Raw genomic sequence first — 16340 nt, 5'->3', positions numbered from 1 at the left:
ATAGCCATTATTTTAAATTTTTAATTAATTCTTCACTTAAATGTTGTCTTTCTTGCTCCGACAGCGCCTTGCCATCGCGATTAGTTAAAATAAAGAAATCTTCGGCTTTTTCGCCAATGGTGGTGATTTTGGCATTTTGAATGTTAAGCTGAAGTGCGGTGAAAATTTGGCTGATTTCTGCCAAAAGCCCGGCTTTATCAAGGGCAAATAATTCCATTTCTGTGTGTGTGGGTTTGACCAAATGCAAGAATCGCACTTCGGTTTTTACCCGAAATGGCTTAAGTAGATGATTTTTCATCGTGCTGACTTTGGCGATTTTGTTTGTGCTCAAGGCTTTTTGCAGGGCGTGTTCTAGCTCACGGCGGCGAGCAAATTTGGCAAGCGAACCATCTAATTCAGTTACAATAAAACTATCGAACACCTTGCCGTCTTCCGCCGTGAGAATTTGCGCATCGTGAATGCTGAAACATTTCGCGCCAATGGTACTAACCACTTTATGGAACAAGTTGGCTTGATCTTCACAATGAATAAACACTTCCGTGCCACCTGAAGAAAAACGATTACTAATTTTTACCACATTTTGCCCCGCACTTTGCTTGCGGCTTTCGGCGATTAGTCCAGTGTGCCAGCAAATTTGCTGTGGATTGTTGCGTAAAAAATAATCTGGTGGGAAAGTCTGCCATAATTGTTCAATCGCGTCTTGCGCAAGATCGGGCTGGGCTTTTTGTAATAAAGCCAAAGCCTGATTTTTATGCTGGACGATTTTATCTTGATTATCCAACAAGCTGGCCATTCCTAAATTAAATTGCGCCGTGGTGGACTGATAAAGTCTTGTTAATAAAGAACGTTTCCAGCTATTCCAAAGGATTTCGTTGGTGGCACAAATATCTGCCACGGTTAAACAAGTGAGCAAATCAAGGCGTTGCTGAGTTTTCACTTCTTCGGCAAAGGCAAGCACGATATTGGGATCGTCAATATCGCGCCGTTGTGCCGTAACGGACATCAATAAATGTTGCGCCACAAGCCATTGCATTAATTCACTCTCTTGGCTCGAAAAGCCGTGTAGCCGAGCAAAATCCGCCATATCTTGCGCGCCAAATTCTGCGTGATCGCCACCACGCCCTTTGGCAATATCGTGGAATAATCCAGCGAGATAAAGCAAAGTGCGCTGTGATAATCGGGCAAAAATGGCATAACAAATGGGGTGCGCCGTTTGGCTTTCTGGCTGAGTAAAACTTTCTAATTTTTGCATTACACGCAGGCTATGTTCATCAACAGTATAGCTATGAAATAAATCAAATTGCATCAGCCCCTCAATGTGCTGCCATTGCGGTAAATAGATGCGTAACACGCCGTATTGGTGCATTGGTAAAAAAGCCCGTTGTACGCAATGAGGCTGTTCAAATAAGCGTAAAAATTTTGCTCTACCTTGCGTATTTTCGCTTAAATAGCCCTGAAATGTTTCGATCGTGCGGATTAATTGGCGTAACGTGCTGGAATGAATTTCTGTTGTTGGATATTGCGTAAGATAGAAAAACAAATCGAGCATACTGTCAGGCTGCTGCTGAAAACAGTCTTTCTGCGTTAAGCAAATGGCGTTATTGGCAAGGTGAAAATGGCGATCTAGCGGAAAACAAGTTTGCTGACTTGGCTTATCGATAAAATGTTCACGATAATGCTTGGTTAAAATGTGGGTGAGCGTGGCAATGGTTTGCAAGGCTTGGAAAAAAGCTTTCATCATTTTTTCCACTGCTTGGTTTCCCTCCCCTTGATAGCCGAGCAATTCGCTCACTTTCACTTGGCGATCAAACAACAATCGGTTGTCGTAACGCTTTAAAATTAAATGTAAAGCGAACCGCACTTTAAACAGAAACTGTTGTTTTTCTTGTAATAAATCGTATTCTTCAGGATAAATAAAGCCAGTTTGCAAAATATCTTGCAAGTTTTTTGCCCCTGTGTGGCGCAGGGCAAGCCAATACAACAAATGCAGATCACGCAAACCACCAGGGCTATATTTTATATCGGGTTCAAGATTATAACTGGTGTTGTGATAGCGTTGATAGCGCGCATTTTTTTCAGCGATTTTGGCTTGATAAAAATCCGCCAAACGCCAGAAATCAGGTTGGATTAAAAGTGCGGTGAGTTTTTCAAATAATTTTTCATTACCGCATAAATAACGGCTTTCAAGCAAATTGGTGGCGATAGAAATATCTTCTCGTCCAGCTTGTTCGCATTCTGCCAAGGTGCGAACGGAATGTCCCACTTCAAAACCACAATCCCATAGAAATTGCACAAATTCACGGATTTGTTGTTGAATGTCTTCGTGAGGTTGTGATTGCGCTAAAATCAAGAAATCCAAGTCAGACAATGGAAACATTTCCCCACGCCCATAACCGCCCACCGCAATCAGGTTGAGATCCTGCTGTTGATCCAGTTGAAAATGCGTCCAAAGATGTCGCAATAAATCGTCATAAAACTGTGTACGATTTTCCAGTAATTGATAGACGGAAGATTGCTGGAACTCAGCAAGCTCAAGACTTTTCAGCTGATCTTTTTGCTGTTTGACGGATTGAATACTGAGTGAGGTTGTGGGCGAGTAGGTAAACATTTGGGCTTGTTCCTTTGGGGGTATTCAGCTTCAGGCAGACACACAGGTCTGTCCCTACATGGCATTGGTAATTTAACAAAACCATAGGGGCGAACCTATGTGTTCGCCCATTTCTATTTTCCGCTTGCTGTTCAGAACATCTTATTCGGACAGACACACAGGTCTGTCCCTACATTGCATTGGTAATTTAACAAAACCGTAGGGACGAACCTATGTGTTCGCCCGTTTCTATTTTACCGCTTGCTGTTCAGAACACCTTATTCGGACAGACACGCAGGTCTGTCCCTACATTGCATTGGTAATTTAACAAAACCGTAGGGGCGAACCTATGTGTTCGCCCATTTCTATTTTGCCACTTGCTGTTCAGAACATCTTATTCGGACAGACACACAGGTCTGTCCCTACATTGCATTAATCATTCAATGAAATTGTAGGGGAGATTACACATTCACCATAAAACGCTGAATGCGTCCTGCTTTTTCTTCTTCCTCGCGGATAGTCATTACTTCACAGCCATCAGCGGTAACAACAATTTGATGCTCAAATTGTGCGGAATGGCTGCGATCTTTGGTTTTTACCGTCCAACCATCGCCCATTAAACGCACTTCACGTTTACCCGCGTTGATCATCGGTTCAATGGTGAACACCATTCCTTCTTTCAGGATCACGCCGCCGTCATCACCGTCATAATGTAGCACTTGTGGATCGTTGTGAAATTCCGTGCCGATACCGTGTCCGCAATATTCACGCACCACGCTAAAGCCTTGCGATTCCGCATATTTTTGGATTGCTTTGCCGATTTCTCTTAAGCGAATCCCCGGTTTGACCGTGCGTAAACCGATATATAGGGCTTCTTGGGTGGCGTCCACTAATTTTTTGCTGCGAATGCTTGGTTCGCCAACGATAAACATTTTGGAATTATCGCCGTAGTAGCCATCTTTGATCACGGTAACATCAATGTTCACAATATCACCGTTTTTTAGCTGTTTTCCTTCACTTGGAATGCCGTGGCACACCACTTCGTTAATGGAAATACAAGTGGCTTTCGGGAAGCCGTGATAGCCTAAACAAGCGGGGCTCACTTTTTGTTGTTCTACCATATACTCGTGGCAAATGCGATCTAATTCCCCTGTGGTAACGCCTGCTTTCACATAGGGTTCGATCATTACTAACACGTCTGAAGCCAATTTGCAGGCTTCGCGCAGTTTTTCAATTTCTTGTTCTGTTCTAATTGGAATTGCCATAACTTCTCCTTGACAAAAATTTTGTGCGCTATTTTACCACCTTTCCGTTGAAAAATCCTTGATAAATTCTTGAATGGTTTACTTGGTTATTAGATAATAGCCAACTTAAAATTTACAAGGATAGAAGTGAGATAAATGATGACAGATATGGCAATCCCTTTAACCTTTACCGATGCGGCTGCTAATAAAGTAAAAGCCTTGATCAGTGAAGAAGAAAATAGCGAGCTTAAATTACGCGTTTATATCACAGGTGGTGGTTGTAGCGGTTTCCAATATGGCTTTACCTTTGATGAAAAAGTAAACGACGGCGATCTCACCATTGAGAATTCTGGCGTGCAGTTAGTGATTGATCCAATGAGTTTGCAATATTTAATTGGTGGCACGGTGGATTACACCGAAGGGCTGGAAGGCTCGCGTTTTGTGGTAAATAACCCTAACGCCACAACCACTTGCGGTTGCGGTTCATCTTTCAGCATTTAACCCAATTCGCAAAATGGATTATCAATTTTTTGCCCAAGGCGGACAGATTTCAGCCAAATGTTCAATGGGACACGAAGCCGTGGCAAATTGGCTTAATACAGAAGTGCGGTCAAATTTTCAGTTAATTTCTACCGCACTTTCTCTTATCAATCAAGCACGCCAAGCACCAATGCAGGATTTTAAATTGCTCGGCGCAGAATACAGTGTATTTATCAGCGCAGATGAAGTGATGGTGCGTGCGAATAATCTTTCTATTGATGAACAGCAAGAACTTGAGCAAGATTTCCATTATTATGATGAAGAAAGTTTAGCGTTTTGTGGTTTGGAAGATTTTGAGCAATTTTTACAATCTTATTTATCCTTTAATCGCTAAGGTTCGGGCCAGATAACTAGGTATAACAGAGCAATGTCAGAAAGTAACTCAACGCCAGAAACACAACCAACGGCTGAAACAAATAAAACGGGCAAGCCCTCACGCAAAAAGCGTTTGCGTAATTTTTTGCTAAAAGTTGCGTTTGTCGTGGTGTGTTACATCATTTTTTACGGCATTTATTTAGACGGGCAAATTCGCTCTAAAATGGACGGCCAAATCTGGCAGCTGCCAGCGGAAGTGTATAGCCGCATTGAATCCATTCGCTTAAGCGATGATCTTAGCCTTGAACAAGCGAAGCAACGCCTGCTCGAAAATGATTATCGCCAAACCACAATGGTGGCCGCACCGGGGGATTTCAAAATTGAAGACAACACCATTGTTTTGTTGCGTGGCGCTTTTCCATTTCCTGTTCAACCTGAAGCACAGCGTGTTTTTCGCTTACGCTTTAAAGACAATAAATTAGCGGTGATCGAAGATTTGGTGAATGTGAAAGCCATTGATGAATTTCCGCTCGCGCCAAAATTAATCGCAATGTTGCAATCAGAAAAAGAAGAGCGCTTAACCCTTTCTTTGCAAAATTACCCAAGATTATTGATTGATACCTTACTTTTAACCGAAGATCGCCGCTTTTACGAACACGAAGGCATAAGCCCTTTAGGCATTGCAAGGGCAATGGTGGCAAACTTTCAGGCAGGCCATCGTGTGCAGGGCGGAAGTACCTTAACGCAGCAGTTGGTTAAAAATCTTTTCCTTTCTAACGAACGCACCTTTACAAGAAAAATCAACGAAGCCTTAATGGCGCTGATTTTAGATTGGCGTTATGACAAAAACCGCATTTTAGAAACCTATCTCAACGAAATTTATCTCGGGCAAAACGGCAACACGCAAATTCACGGTTTTGAATTAGCGAGCCATTTTTATTTTGGTCGCTCAATTCGTGAGATCAATTTGGATCAAATCGCCTTATTGGTGGGAATGGTAAAAGGCCCTTCGCTGTATAATCCTTGGCGTAACCCTGAAAACGCCCTTGAACGCCGTAATGTGGTGTTGCGTTTATTGCTTGAACACAAAGTGATTGGGCAAGAACTTTATGATATGTTGAGCAAACGCCCTCTTGGCGTGCAAAAACGTGGGCAAATTAACCGTAAATATCCTGCCTTTATTCAAACCTTACAGGCAGAACTTCGCCAACAATTAGGCGAAAATCGGGCGAGCAGTTTATCTGGCACACGCATTTTTTCTACTTTGGATATTAAACAGCAGCACTATGCAGAACAAGCGGTGATTAATGCGGTTTCTGAATTGCAGTTAAAATATAAAAATCCTTATTTAGAATCAGCAATGATCGTGGCGGATTATCGCAATGGTGAAATCAAAGCCATTGTGGGTGGCTTGCAAACTAACTATGCGGGCTTTAACCGCGCATTAAATGCTAGACGACAAATTGGATCATTAGTAAAACCTTCAATTTATTTGACCGCACTTACTGAACCGAGCGAATTTCGTTTAAACACACCAATTCAAAATCAGCCGATTACTATTCGCACCAAAGGCAGCCCCCCTTGGCAACCACGTAACTATGATCGCCGTTATAGTGGCTCGGTGATGTTAATGGACGCACTTGCTCGCTCATTAAACATCCCAACGGTGAATATTGGAATGAAAGTGGGCTTAAGCAAAGTGATTGAAACTCAAAAAGCGATGGGCTGGGATAAAGTGAAAATTCCAAAAGTGCCAGCGATGTTGCTGGGATCTTATTCGATCTCGCCTTATGAAGTAACGAAATTGTTCCAAACCATTGCAAACCAAGGGGCAAATATTCCTCTTGCTACCATTGATAGCATTACTAATCAGCAAGGGGAGCTTATTTATCAGCGCCCAATGCAACCAGAACAAGTTGTGCCAGCGCAAGCCGCTTATGAAACCCTTTTTGCGATGCAGCAAACGGTGGAACGTGGCACGGCGCGCAGTTTGCAAAATCAATTTGCCCATTTACGTCTAGCGGGTAAAACTGGGACGACAAACTCTGCGCGCGATACTTGGTTTGTGGGGATTGATGGTGAAAATGTCGCCACCGTTTGGCTTGGCCGTGATGACAATGGCGAAACCCGTTTAACAGGCGCAACAGGCGCATTGCAGGTGTATAAAAACTACTTGCAACGCACGCAGGCGAAAACCTTACACCCATCAACCCCAGCAGGCATTAAATGGGTCGGCATTAATAGCTATGGCGGTTGGGATTGCAGCAGCGCACGGCAAATCCCAGTGTGGGCAGAGCGTAACCAATCTTTCTGCTCCGCACCAAGAGAAGTCGCTCCAGAACCGAAACGACAAAGCCTATGGGACGTGTTAAAACCCTCCACCTTAGGTTCGCAACCTGCTCCAGTGGAAGAGGCACTACCTGCCAATTAAGCATTAGCTAAGCAATAAAAAACCGCCGAAAGGCGGTTTTTTTGATATACTTCTTAACGGTTGGTCGGGTGTTGTAGCAAACCCGACTGGCACTCGGGTTAGCTACATCCTCCTAAATTTGACTAATCTAAGGAGGTGATTATGCGTGAGGTTATATAGGTTAATTTTAATCCTATTGATCATTCTGCTGCTGACCGCAGATACCACTATCGCAAGATAGACAACCAACCAAGAGGCGGGCGAATTGCTCGCCTCTTTCTCGTATTGTAAGTCTATTCAAGGCATTTTTCAATGTCTTAATTTTCTTGTTTCACATCTTTACTATAAATCACATTAGTCGGATTTTGTTTATCAATGCCTTGTAAGTTGGGGTTAAGATAAATGCGGGTTGTGTACTGAAAAACGGGCAAAACCACATTATCTTGCTGCAATAATTGGCTAACTTGTTGATAAAGTGCGGTGCGTTTTTGCGTAGAAATTGGTTGCAAACTTTGCTCTAGCAGAGCGTCCACTTTTTCATTGTGATAAGCGGATTTATTGTCTGGACTTTTGGAATAAAAATTCATCAAAAATGCAGAAGGATCGTTGTAATCGGCGCACCAGCCTGAGCGAATAATTTGGAAATCCCCTTTGGCACGTTTTTCTAGCAAGGTTTGCCAAGGCACGGGATCAGCCTGAATATGAATGAGATCGGATTGCGACCACATTTGCACTAAACGTTGTCCAATGGTGTGATTAAAGCCTTCTTGATCAAAGGTTAACCTCAACACCAGTGGGGATTTTTCGGTGATACCATTTTGCTGTAAAAGCTGTTCCACTAGCACTGGCGACCACGCATTTTCAGGTTCGCCTTGCATTGATTGAGGCAGAAAATGATTGCTAGCAAGACGCGCCTGCTGTTCGCCACGCACTAAATTTCGTGCAGAAGCGAGAAAAACTAAGGATTTTCGCACCGCACTTTTGGCTAGCCTTGGATCGTTAAAATTAAATTCGTAGTAATAAGTACAAAGTTTTGGTAAATAGGTGACTTGCACATTGCTTTGTTTGGGATTGGCAACAATATCAATGCCCGTTAAGTCTTGGTTTGGTGTGAGTTTTTTATAATCAACCAAGGAAAAGGCGACTTTCTCAGCTTGCCAATAGTAAGGATTTTGCGCTAGATGAATTTCATCACCTTGCTGATTTTTCACATAATACGCGCCATTACTCACAAAGCCTTGCCGTTCGCCAAAATACTGCGGTAATAAGGCAGGGTGCGCGAGCATTGCAGGCAGATGAGGCGTGGCTTTTTCTAAGCGGATTTGTAATTGCTGTGGGGATAAGGCTTGCACGCCGAGCTGTTCCACATCGGCTTTACCTTGCAGAACTTCCGCGGCCTGCTGAAGATTAATAAAGGATAAGTATTCTTTTAGCGGACTGTTTGATGTGGCTAATTTTCGCCAGCTTTGCACGAAATCATCAGCGGTTACAGGCAAGCCATTTGACCATTTTGCCGATTCACGCAAGATGAATGTCCAAACCTTGTTATCTTTCGTTTGCCAGCTCTGAGCAACGGCAGGGATCACATTGCCGTGCGGATCGTAAATCACCAAGCCTTCTAAAATATCACGCAAAAAATTTGCTTGTTCATCATTTTGCAATTTTTCTGGAGAGATCACTAAATCGCCATAAACACCGCGTACTAAGTGGGGAATACGCACTTCAGGCTCAGTAGTAGGCGTTTGTGTTGGTGCGGAATTAGGGATCGCAACCTGCTTTGGCTGATCGCAACTGGTTAAGGAAAAAATTGCGCAAAAAAGCACCGCACTTGGCAAAATAGTAGGAAGTTTAAATGATGACATTGGCTTAAAGGCTGATGTAAAAATAGGGGCATTATACAAAAACGCCCCTTGATTACCAATTATTCTTTCTGTTCGCGCACATTATTCTTTCAGGGTTTTAATCCAAAAGAAGAACACCCAATAATGAATCAGCAAGCCAAGCAAAATCGCCGCTTTGCCAAACATTGTCGGCGTGAAATAAAAGCCGATCGCCAGCATTGTGGTGGATAAAATAAGAATACGGATTTTGGTTTTTAAGGTTAAAGCCCTTTGTTCGCTAAAAGATTGCAGATGTTTTTTGTACAGCTCCGTTTGAATGATCCAGTTATGCAAACGTTCAGAGCCTTGCGCAAAGCAAAACACGGTGAGCAACAAAAAAGGCGTGGTCGGCAGCAGGGGCAAAAATGCGCCAATAATGCCGAGCGCCAGTGAAATAAATCCTAAAATGATGTAAATTGCTTTCATTTTTCTTTCCAAATAAAAATTATTCTCAATTATCCATATTTTTTTAGATTTCTCAACCTTGATATTATAAAATCTTGCCTTATTTGTTATGCAATAACATTGATTAGGAAAGCAAGGAGCTTTTATGACAAATCCGCTATTAAGCGAAACCACCTTACCGCAATTTTCGCAAATTAAACCCGAACATATTCAACCCGCGATTACACAATTAATTCAAGAAAATCGAGATACCGTAGAACAGGTTTTAAAGCAACCACACTTAACTTGGCAGAATTTTATTGAACCGCTTACTGAAAGTGGTGATCGCTTAAGCAAAGCGTGGTCGCCTGTAAGCCACTTAAATGCGGTGAAAAATAGCCCTGAATTGCGTGAAGCCTATCAAGCTTGCTTGCCATTGCTTTCTGAATATAGCACTTGGTTAGGGCAGCACGAAGGCTTATACCAAGCCTATTTACAGCTTAAAAATAGCCCAGAATATGAAACTTACAGCGTGGCACAGAAAAAAGCCATTGATAATGCCTTGCGTGATTTCAAACTCTCAGGCATTTCTTTGCCAGCCGAAAAACAAAAACGCTATGGCGAAATTGTCGCTCGTTTATCCGAGCTAAGTTCACAATTTAGCAACAATGTGCTAGATGCCACAATGGGCTGGGATAAGGTAATTACGGATAAAAATGAATTAGCAGGCTTGCCAGAAAGTGCCTTGCAAGCGGCGAAGCAATCCGCCGAAAGCAAAGGGCTAGAAGGTTATCGCTTCACCCTTGAGTTTCCAAGCTATTTGCCAGTGATGACCTATTGTGAAAACCGTCAATTGCGTGAAGAAATGTACCGCGCTTTTGTGACTCGTGCTTCAGAACAAGGCCCGAATGCAGGGAAATGGGATAATTCCGCCATTATGCAAGAGATCTTAACCTTGCGTGTTGAATTGGCGAAATTGCTTGATTTTGAGCATTACACCGAGCTTTCCCTTGCCACTAAAATGGCTGAAAATCCGCAACAAGTGTTGGATTTCCTCGATAATTTGGCAAGCCGTTCCAAAGCGCAAGGACAACAAGAATTAGCGGAATTGGAAGCGTTTTGTAAAACCCACTTTAATATTACCGCACTTGAGCCTTGGGATATTGCATTTTATAGCGAAAAACAAAAACAACATTTATACGCCATTAATGATGAAGAACTTCGCCCTTATTTCCCCGAAAATCGCGTACTTTCAGGCTTATTTGAGCTAATTAAGCGCCTATTTAATATTCGCGCTGTGGAACGTTTTGATGTGGATACTTGGCATAAAGATGTGCGTTTCTTTGATTTGATTGATAGCCAAGATCAAGTGCGCGGTAGTTTTTATTTAGACTTATACGCTCGTGAAAATAAACGTGGTGGTGCGTGGATGGACGATTGTGTTGGTCGCCGCCGTAAAGCCGATGGCACAATTCAACAACCAGTGGCTTATCTCACTTGTAACTTTAACGCACCAGTGGGTGATAAACCTGCGCTCTTCACTCACGATGAAGTCACCACCTTATTCCACGAATTTGGACACGGCATTCATCATATGCTCACACAAATTGATGTCGCAGATGTGGCGGGCATTAATGGCGTGCCTTGGGACGCGGTGGAATTACCAAGCCAATTCTTAGAAAACTGGTGTTGGGAAGAAGACGCGCTTGCCTTTATTTCAGGGCATTATGAAACAGGTGAACCGCTACCAAAAGAAAAATTGCAACAGTTGCTTAAAGCGAAAAACTTCCAAGCGGCAATGTTCGTGTTACGTCAGCTTGAATTTGGGTTATTTGATTTCCGTTTGCACCATTATTTTGATGCGAACCAACCAAATCAAATTTTAGACACCTTAAAACAAGTGAAAGAAGATGTGGCGGTAATTAAAGGTGTGGATTGGGCAAGAAATCCGCATAGCTTTAGCCATATTTTTGCTGGCGGTTATGCCGCGGGCTATTACAGCTATTTATGGGCGGAAGTGCTATCGGCAGATGCGTTCTCGCGTTTTGAAGAAGAAGGCATTTTCAACCCCGTAACCGGGCAATCTTTTCTTGATGAAATTCTCACCCGTGGCGGTTCGGAAGAGCCAATGATTTTATTCAAACGCTTCCGCGGCAGAGAACCGCAATTAGATGCTTTGTTAAGACACAAAGGCATTGCATAATTAAGTAAAAAGAAAGGGAATAGTTACTGACAATGCTTAGTAACTATTTTTCTTTGGCTTATGCCTTGAAGTTTTCAAATTCGTTCTTATATTAAAGAATATTTTGTAGTTTATAGGAACTAAGAGAGAGTATATGAACGCTAGACGGACAAAACAAAAAGAAATTCCAGCATTACCATTACGTGATGTGGTGGTGTTTCCTTATATGGTAATGCCTTTATTTGTAGGGCGTGAAAGATCCATTGCCGCCCTTGATGAGGCAATGGAAAATGGAAAACAGCTATTATTAGTTTCTCAAAAAGAAGCGGATTTAGAAGATCCTAGCGCAGAAGATCTTTACCAAGTTGGTACGGTTGCCAATATCATTCAATTATTAAAATTGCCAGATGGCACAGTGAAAGTACTGGTTGAAGGGCAACAGCGCGTTAAAATTTCTTCCATTGAAGATAATGGTCGTTTTTTTGCCGCCAAAGTGAAAGAGATCTCAACTGAATTTGGTGATTTACAAGAACTTGAAGTGGCGAAAAATGCTGCAATGGCTGAATTCAGCAAATATGTAGAGTTAAATAAAAAAGTACAACCTGACGTTGTGAATGCTTTAAAAGGCATTGTAGATAGCGAACGTTTAAGCGACACAATGGCCGCCCATATGCCGGTTTCAGTGGCGCGTAAGCAAGAAGTTTTAGGCATTGCAAATGTTGCTGAACGCTTTGAATATTTGCTTGGTTTAATGATTAACGAAGCAGGCATTTTAGAAGTTGAGAAACGTATTCGCGGCCGTGTGAAAAAACAAATGGAAAAAAGCCAGCGCGATTATTACCTTAACGAACAAATCAAAGCTATCCAAAAAGAGCTAGGCGAAACCGAAAGTACCGTTGATGAAGTGGAACAACTTCGTCAAAAAGTGGAAGAAGCCAAAATGCCGAAAGAGGCGAGAGAAAAAGTGGAAGCAGAATTGCAGAAACTGAAAATGATGTCGCCAATGTCAGCAGAAGCAACGGTGGTGCGCAGCTACATTGATTGGATGTTGCAAGTGCCTTGGCATAAGCGTAGCAAAGTGAAAAAAGATATTGTTAAAGCGCAGGGAATTCTTGATGCGGATCATTATGGCTTAGAGCGCGTGAAAGATCGCATTTTGGAATATTTAGCGGTACAAAGCCGTTTAAATCAGCTTAAAGGGCCTATCCTTTGCTTAGTTGGGCCACCGGGGGTAGGGAAAACTTCCCTAGGACAATCTATTGCCAATGCCACAGGACGTAAATATGTGCGTATGGCGCTAGGCGGCGTGCGTGATGAAGCGGAAATCCGTGGGCATCGCAAAACCTATATCGGCTCATTGCCGGGTAAATTGATCCAAAAAATGGCAAAAGTGGGGGTGAAAAATCCGCTCTTTTTACTTGATGAGATCGATAAAATGGCATCAGATATGCGTGGTGATCCTGCTTCTGCGTTGTTAGAAGTGCTTGATCCAGAACAGAACGCCAACTTCAACGATCATTATTTAGAAGTGGATTATGATCTTTCTGATGTGATGTTCGTGGCAACCTCAAACTCAATGAATATCCCAGGGCCGCTGCTTGATCGTATGGAAGTGATTCGTTTATCGGGCTATACGGAAGATGAAAAACTCAATATCGCCACACGCCATTTGCTTAACAAACAAATTGAGCGTAACGGGTTGAAAAAAGGCGAGTTGAAAATCGAAGACAGTGCGATTTTAGATATTATCCGCTATTACACTCGTGAAGCGGGCGTGCGTGGTCTTGAACGTGAGATTTCTAAAATCTGCCGTAAAGCGGTGAAAAATTTACTGTTGAACCCGAAATTAAAATCGATCACCGTAAACAGCGATAACCTGAATGAATATTTAGGCGTAAAACGCTTTGAGTTTGGTCGTGCAGATACACAAAACCGTGTAGGTGAAGTAACGGGCTTGGCGTGGACGCAAGTGGGCGGTGATTTACTCACCATCGAAGCCACTTCTGTGATCGGTAAAGGCAAATTAACCTATACAGGGTCGCTAGGCGATGTGATGAAAGAATCTATTCAAGCTGCGATGACCGTGGTGCGTTCCCGTGCAGAAAAATTAGGTATTGCGCCTGATTTCCACGAAAAACGTGATATTCATATTCACGTTCCAGACGGTGCAACACCAAAAGATGGCCCAAGTGCAGGGATCGCAATGTGTACCGCCTTGGTTTCTTGTTTAACGGGAAATCCTGTGAAGTCTGAAGTGGCGATGACAGGGGAAATCAGCTTGCGTGGTAAAGTGTTGCCAATTGGTGGTTTGAAAGAGAAATTGCTCGCAGCGCACCGTGGCGGCATTAAAACAGTGATTATTCCAAAAGATAATGTAAAAGATTTGGAAGAAATCCCAGAGAATGCGAAAAACAGCTTAGATATTCGTCCAGTGGAAACCATTGATGAAGTGCTAAGCATCGCCTTAGAAAATCCGCCTGAAGGGGTTGATTTTTCTCACTTGATTACAAAAGAAGAAAAAACAACACCACGCCGTAAAAGTAAACGTGCGGAAAGTGCGGTGAATTAATTTCACATTTTTATTTCTAGGTCGGTAGAGAGAAATCTTTACCGACCTATTTATTTTCTGCTGAAAATCTCTTAACTTTCGATTATAATCGGCAAAATTTTGTTTTAATCTTCATAGGATAACGTCAATGTTAATGGAAAAACTTCATGACGCAACCAACAGCATTTGGTGGAAAATACTGTTTGCTGTTGTCGTGCTTTCTTTCGTAGCGAGCGGTGTTGCGGGTTATATGTTTGCAAGCGTAGATACGTCTGCAGCCAAAGTGAATGGTGAAGAAATTTCACAACAAACTTTTTTAGAGCAATATAATCAAGAATATCAGCGTTTTAGTGAGCAGCTTGGGGCGCAATTTGCCGCAGTGGCGGATTCCCCAGAATTTGTGAATGGCTTACGCAGTTCAATTTTAGATCGTTTAATTGATCAAGAATTATTGCGTCAATACGCCGCGGAATTGCAGTTAGACGTAAGCGATAGTCAAATTCAACAAGCTATCGTGACCAGCCCAATTTTCCAAAAAGACGGCAAATTTGATAACGCACTTTATCAACAAATGTTATCAACTAATGGGTTAAGTGGTGATCGATATGCGCAATACTTACGCCAAGGATTAACCCTACAACAGCTTAATGACGGCATTGCTCGTTCAGCCTTTACTGTGCCTAACCAAAATGCACGCGCAGCTCAATTATTTTTCCAGCAACGTGATGTACGTTTGGCTGAATTTCCTTTAGCGGCCACTGTGGCACAACAACAGGCGAATGAAGAAGAAATTAGCGCGTACTATAACGCGAATAAAGCCGCATTTGCCGTGCCTGAGTTAGTGAAAGTGCAATATCTTGATTTAACCCAACAAGCCGCGGAAAAAAATGTGAAGGTTACTGATGTAGAAATTGCGCAATATTATCAAGATAACAAAGCGCAATATATGACTCAGCATTTGGCGCATATCCAACTGCCAACGGAGCAAGAAGCCCAAGCAGTTTATGCGGATTTACAAAAAGGCGAAAGCTTTGCGGCGTTAGCGAAACTTTATTCTAGCGACAAAATTTCTGGCGCAAATGGCGGGGACTTAGATTGGGTTGTGGCAGGAATGATGCCACCACAATTTGAAGCCGCGACGCGTGAATTAAAAGCAGGGGAATATAGCCAACCAGTTAAAGTGGATAACGCTTACCATATCATCAAAGTGGAAGATGAAAAATTCCTGCCATTAGAACAAGTGAAAAACGATATTGCTGCCAAACTTCGCAGCGAATTAAGCGCGAAAGAATTCTACGCAATGGAAAAACAAGCCAATGAGAAAGCCTTTGAGCAGCCAGATTCCTTACAAGCAGCGGCGCAAGCGGCAGGCGTGACTGTGCAAGAAACGGGTTATTTCTCACGCAACGATATTCCAGCTGCACTTAATTATGGCAATGTAGTTTCGGCATTATTTGATTCTGAATTAACTCAAGGCGGTACAAATTCAGAAGCCATTAATGTGGGCGATCAGCATTCTTTGATTGTTCGTGTGGTGGAACATAAACCAGAAGGTGTGAAAACACTTGATGAAGCAAAAGATGAAATTGCTCAATATTTAAAACAGCAAAAAGCGGAAAAAATTGTGCTAGCTCAAGCTGAAAAAGTGGCGCAAGCGCTAAATGAAAATAGCAATGCCGCTCTACCAGATGGCATTAAATTCGGCGAGAAAGCGCAATGGGTTTACGCTGAAAATAAAGTGCCACAATTGCGTGATGTGATTTTCTCAATGCAAAAAACCAGTGATAAGCCAGCTTATATGGCCGCGAAAAATGGTGATAACAGTATTGTGGTAATCGAATTAAGCAATATTAAAGATGGGGCATTAGATGGGGAGCAACTGCAAGCATTTAACGCTCAGCTCACTCAAGCGCAACAAGCAGAATTGCAACAGGCTTTATTACAGGCCTTAAGAGCAAAAGCTAAAATTGAAATTAATCAACAATTCTTAGCGCAAGAAGAGTAATTATAAGCTTTAATCTTATTTATTATTAAAACGGCAAGATGAAATTTCAGATTGCCGTTTTTTATGAGCTTTTTACTGAGTTTTGAAAAATTTGCTAGTTTTTCACCGCACTTTATGGTATAAAGTGCGGCGTTATTTTGGCTAGAATAACAAAGCAATTTTTATTTTAGACGAAATAATTTCAAACTTAATTTTTAACAATAAATCACACACATATCGCACGGATAAATCGGGGTGCCAAACGG

At 42.3% G+C, this 16340-nt stretch carries 10 protein-coding genes; 6 read left to right on the top strand and 4 right to left on the bottom strand.

Features of this window, described 5'->3' with window-relative positions; genetic code table 11:
* Nucleotides 1–7 precede the first annotated feature (7 nt).
* Nucleotides 8–2608: a bifunctional uridylyltransferase/uridylyl-removing protein GlnD gene (glnD, locus tag L5B76_RS02920; RefSeq protein WP_265754158.1), complete on the bottom strand. Its 2601-nt coding sequence runs from the start codon at nt 2606–2608 to the stop codon at nt 8–10.
* Nucleotides 2609–3048: 440 nt separating this feature from the next.
* Nucleotides 3049–3852, bottom strand: coding sequence for a type I methionyl aminopeptidase (gene map, locus L5B76_RS02915; protein ID WP_265754157.1), 804 nt, complete (start codon nt 3850–3852; stop codon nt 3049–3051).
* Between the two features lie 138 nt (nt 3853–3990).
* Between map and erpA the strand changes: the two genes are divergently transcribed.
* The 3 genes from erpA to mrcB are packed head-to-tail and all read left to right on the top strand — an operon-like array spanning nt 3991 to nt 7117.
* Nucleotides 3991–4332, top strand: a complete 342-nt coding sequence (erpA, locus tag L5B76_RS02910) for an iron-sulfur cluster insertion protein ErpA (protein ID WP_103855605.1) — start codon at nt 3991–3993, stop codon at nt 4330–4332.
* Nucleotides 4333–4345: 13 nt separating this feature from the next.
* Nucleotides 4346–4705, top strand: a complete 360-nt coding sequence (locus tag L5B76_RS02905; RefSeq protein ID WP_103855600.1) for a YacL family protein — start codon at nt 4346–4348, stop codon at nt 4703–4705.
* Nucleotides 4706–4738: 33 nt separating this feature from the next.
* Nucleotides 4739–7117: a penicillin-binding protein 1B gene (gene mrcB / locus L5B76_RS02900; protein ID WP_442780770.1), complete on the top strand. Its 2379-nt coding sequence runs from the start codon at nt 4739–4741 to the stop codon at nt 7115–7117.
* Between the two features lie 296 nt (nt 7118–7413).
* On the opposite strand, the gene L5B76_RS02895 is transcribed toward mrcB, so the two are convergent.
* Entirely contained in the window at nt 7414–8958 is a 1545-nt protein-coding gene (locus tag L5B76_RS02895) for a peptide ABC transporter substrate-binding protein (protein ID WP_265755512.1), read from the bottom strand.
* A gap of 81 nt (nt 8959–9039) precedes the next feature.
* On the bottom strand, nt 9040–9402 hold the full coding sequence (locus L5B76_RS02890) for a YbaN family protein (protein WP_103855603.1): 363 nt from the start codon (nt 9400–9402) through the stop codon (nt 9040–9042).
* 124 nt (nt 9403–9526) lie between these two features.
* Here L5B76_RS02890 and prlC point away from each other — a divergent pair, with 124 nt between their 5' ends.
* The 3 genes from prlC (at nt 9527) to ppiD (ending at nt 16095) form a co-directional block, all read left to right on the top strand.
* Nucleotides 9527–11563 (top strand): oligopeptidase A, encoded by a 2037-nt coding sequence (prlC, locus tag L5B76_RS02885; RefSeq protein ID WP_265754156.1) that lies wholly within the window; start codon nt 9527–9529, stop codon nt 11561–11563.
* A 133-nt stretch (nt 11564–11696) separates the two neighbouring features.
* Nucleotides 11697–14111 (top strand): endopeptidase La, encoded by a 2415-nt coding sequence (gene lon / locus L5B76_RS02880; RefSeq protein ID WP_265754155.1) that lies wholly within the window; start codon nt 11697–11699, stop codon nt 14109–14111.
* Nucleotides 14112–14238: 127 nt separating this feature from the next.
* Nucleotides 14239–16095, top strand: a complete 1857-nt coding sequence (gene ppiD, locus L5B76_RS02875) for a peptidylprolyl isomerase (protein WP_265754154.1) — start codon at nt 14239–14241, stop codon at nt 16093–16095.
* Nucleotides 16096–16340: the final 245 nt, after the last annotated feature.

Origin of the sequence: Avibacterium sp. 21-594 (genome assembly GCF_026226815.1) — a bacterium.
In the GTDB taxonomy this organism is placed as follows: Bacteria; Pseudomonadota; Gammaproteobacteria; order Enterobacterales; family Pasteurellaceae; genus Avibacterium; species Avibacterium avium.
This window is presented reverse-complemented; position numbering and strand designations above follow the sequence as displayed.

Coding starts and splice junctions, on each gene's coding strand:
- L5B76_RS02895 (WP_265755512.1), bottom strand. CDS start 8,958: ATGTCATCATTTAAACTTCCTACTATTTTGCCAAGTGCGGTGCTTTTT.
- erpA (WP_103855605.1), top strand. CDS start 3,991: ATGACAGATATGGCAATCCCTTTAACCTTTACCGATGCGGCTGCTAAT.
- L5B76_RS02890 (WP_103855603.1), bottom strand. CDS start 9,402: ATGAAAGCAATTTACATCATTTTAGGATTTATTTCACTGGCGCTCGGC.
- lon (WP_265754155.1), top strand. CDS start 11,697: ATGAACGCTAGACGGACAAAACAAAAAGAAATTCCAGCATTACCATTA.
- glnD (WP_265754158.1), bottom strand. CDS start 2,608: ATGTTTACCTACTCGCCCACAACCTCACTCAGTATTCAATCCGTCAAA.
- L5B76_RS02905 (WP_103855600.1), top strand. CDS start 4,346: ATGGATTATCAATTTTTTGCCCAAGGCGGACAGATTTCAGCCAAATGT.
- ppiD (WP_265754154.1), top strand. CDS start 14,239: ATGTTAATGGAAAAACTTCATGACGCAACCAACAGCATTTGGTGGAAA.
- prlC (WP_265754156.1), top strand. CDS start 9,527: ATGACAAATCCGCTATTAAGCGAAACCACCTTACCGCAATTTTCGCAA.
- map (WP_265754157.1), bottom strand. CDS start 3,852: ATGGCAATTCCAATTAGAACAGAACAAGAAATTGAAAAACTGCGCGAA.
- mrcB (WP_442780770.1), top strand. CDS start 4,739: ATGTCAGAAAGTAACTCAACGCCAGAAACACAACCAACGGCTGAAACA.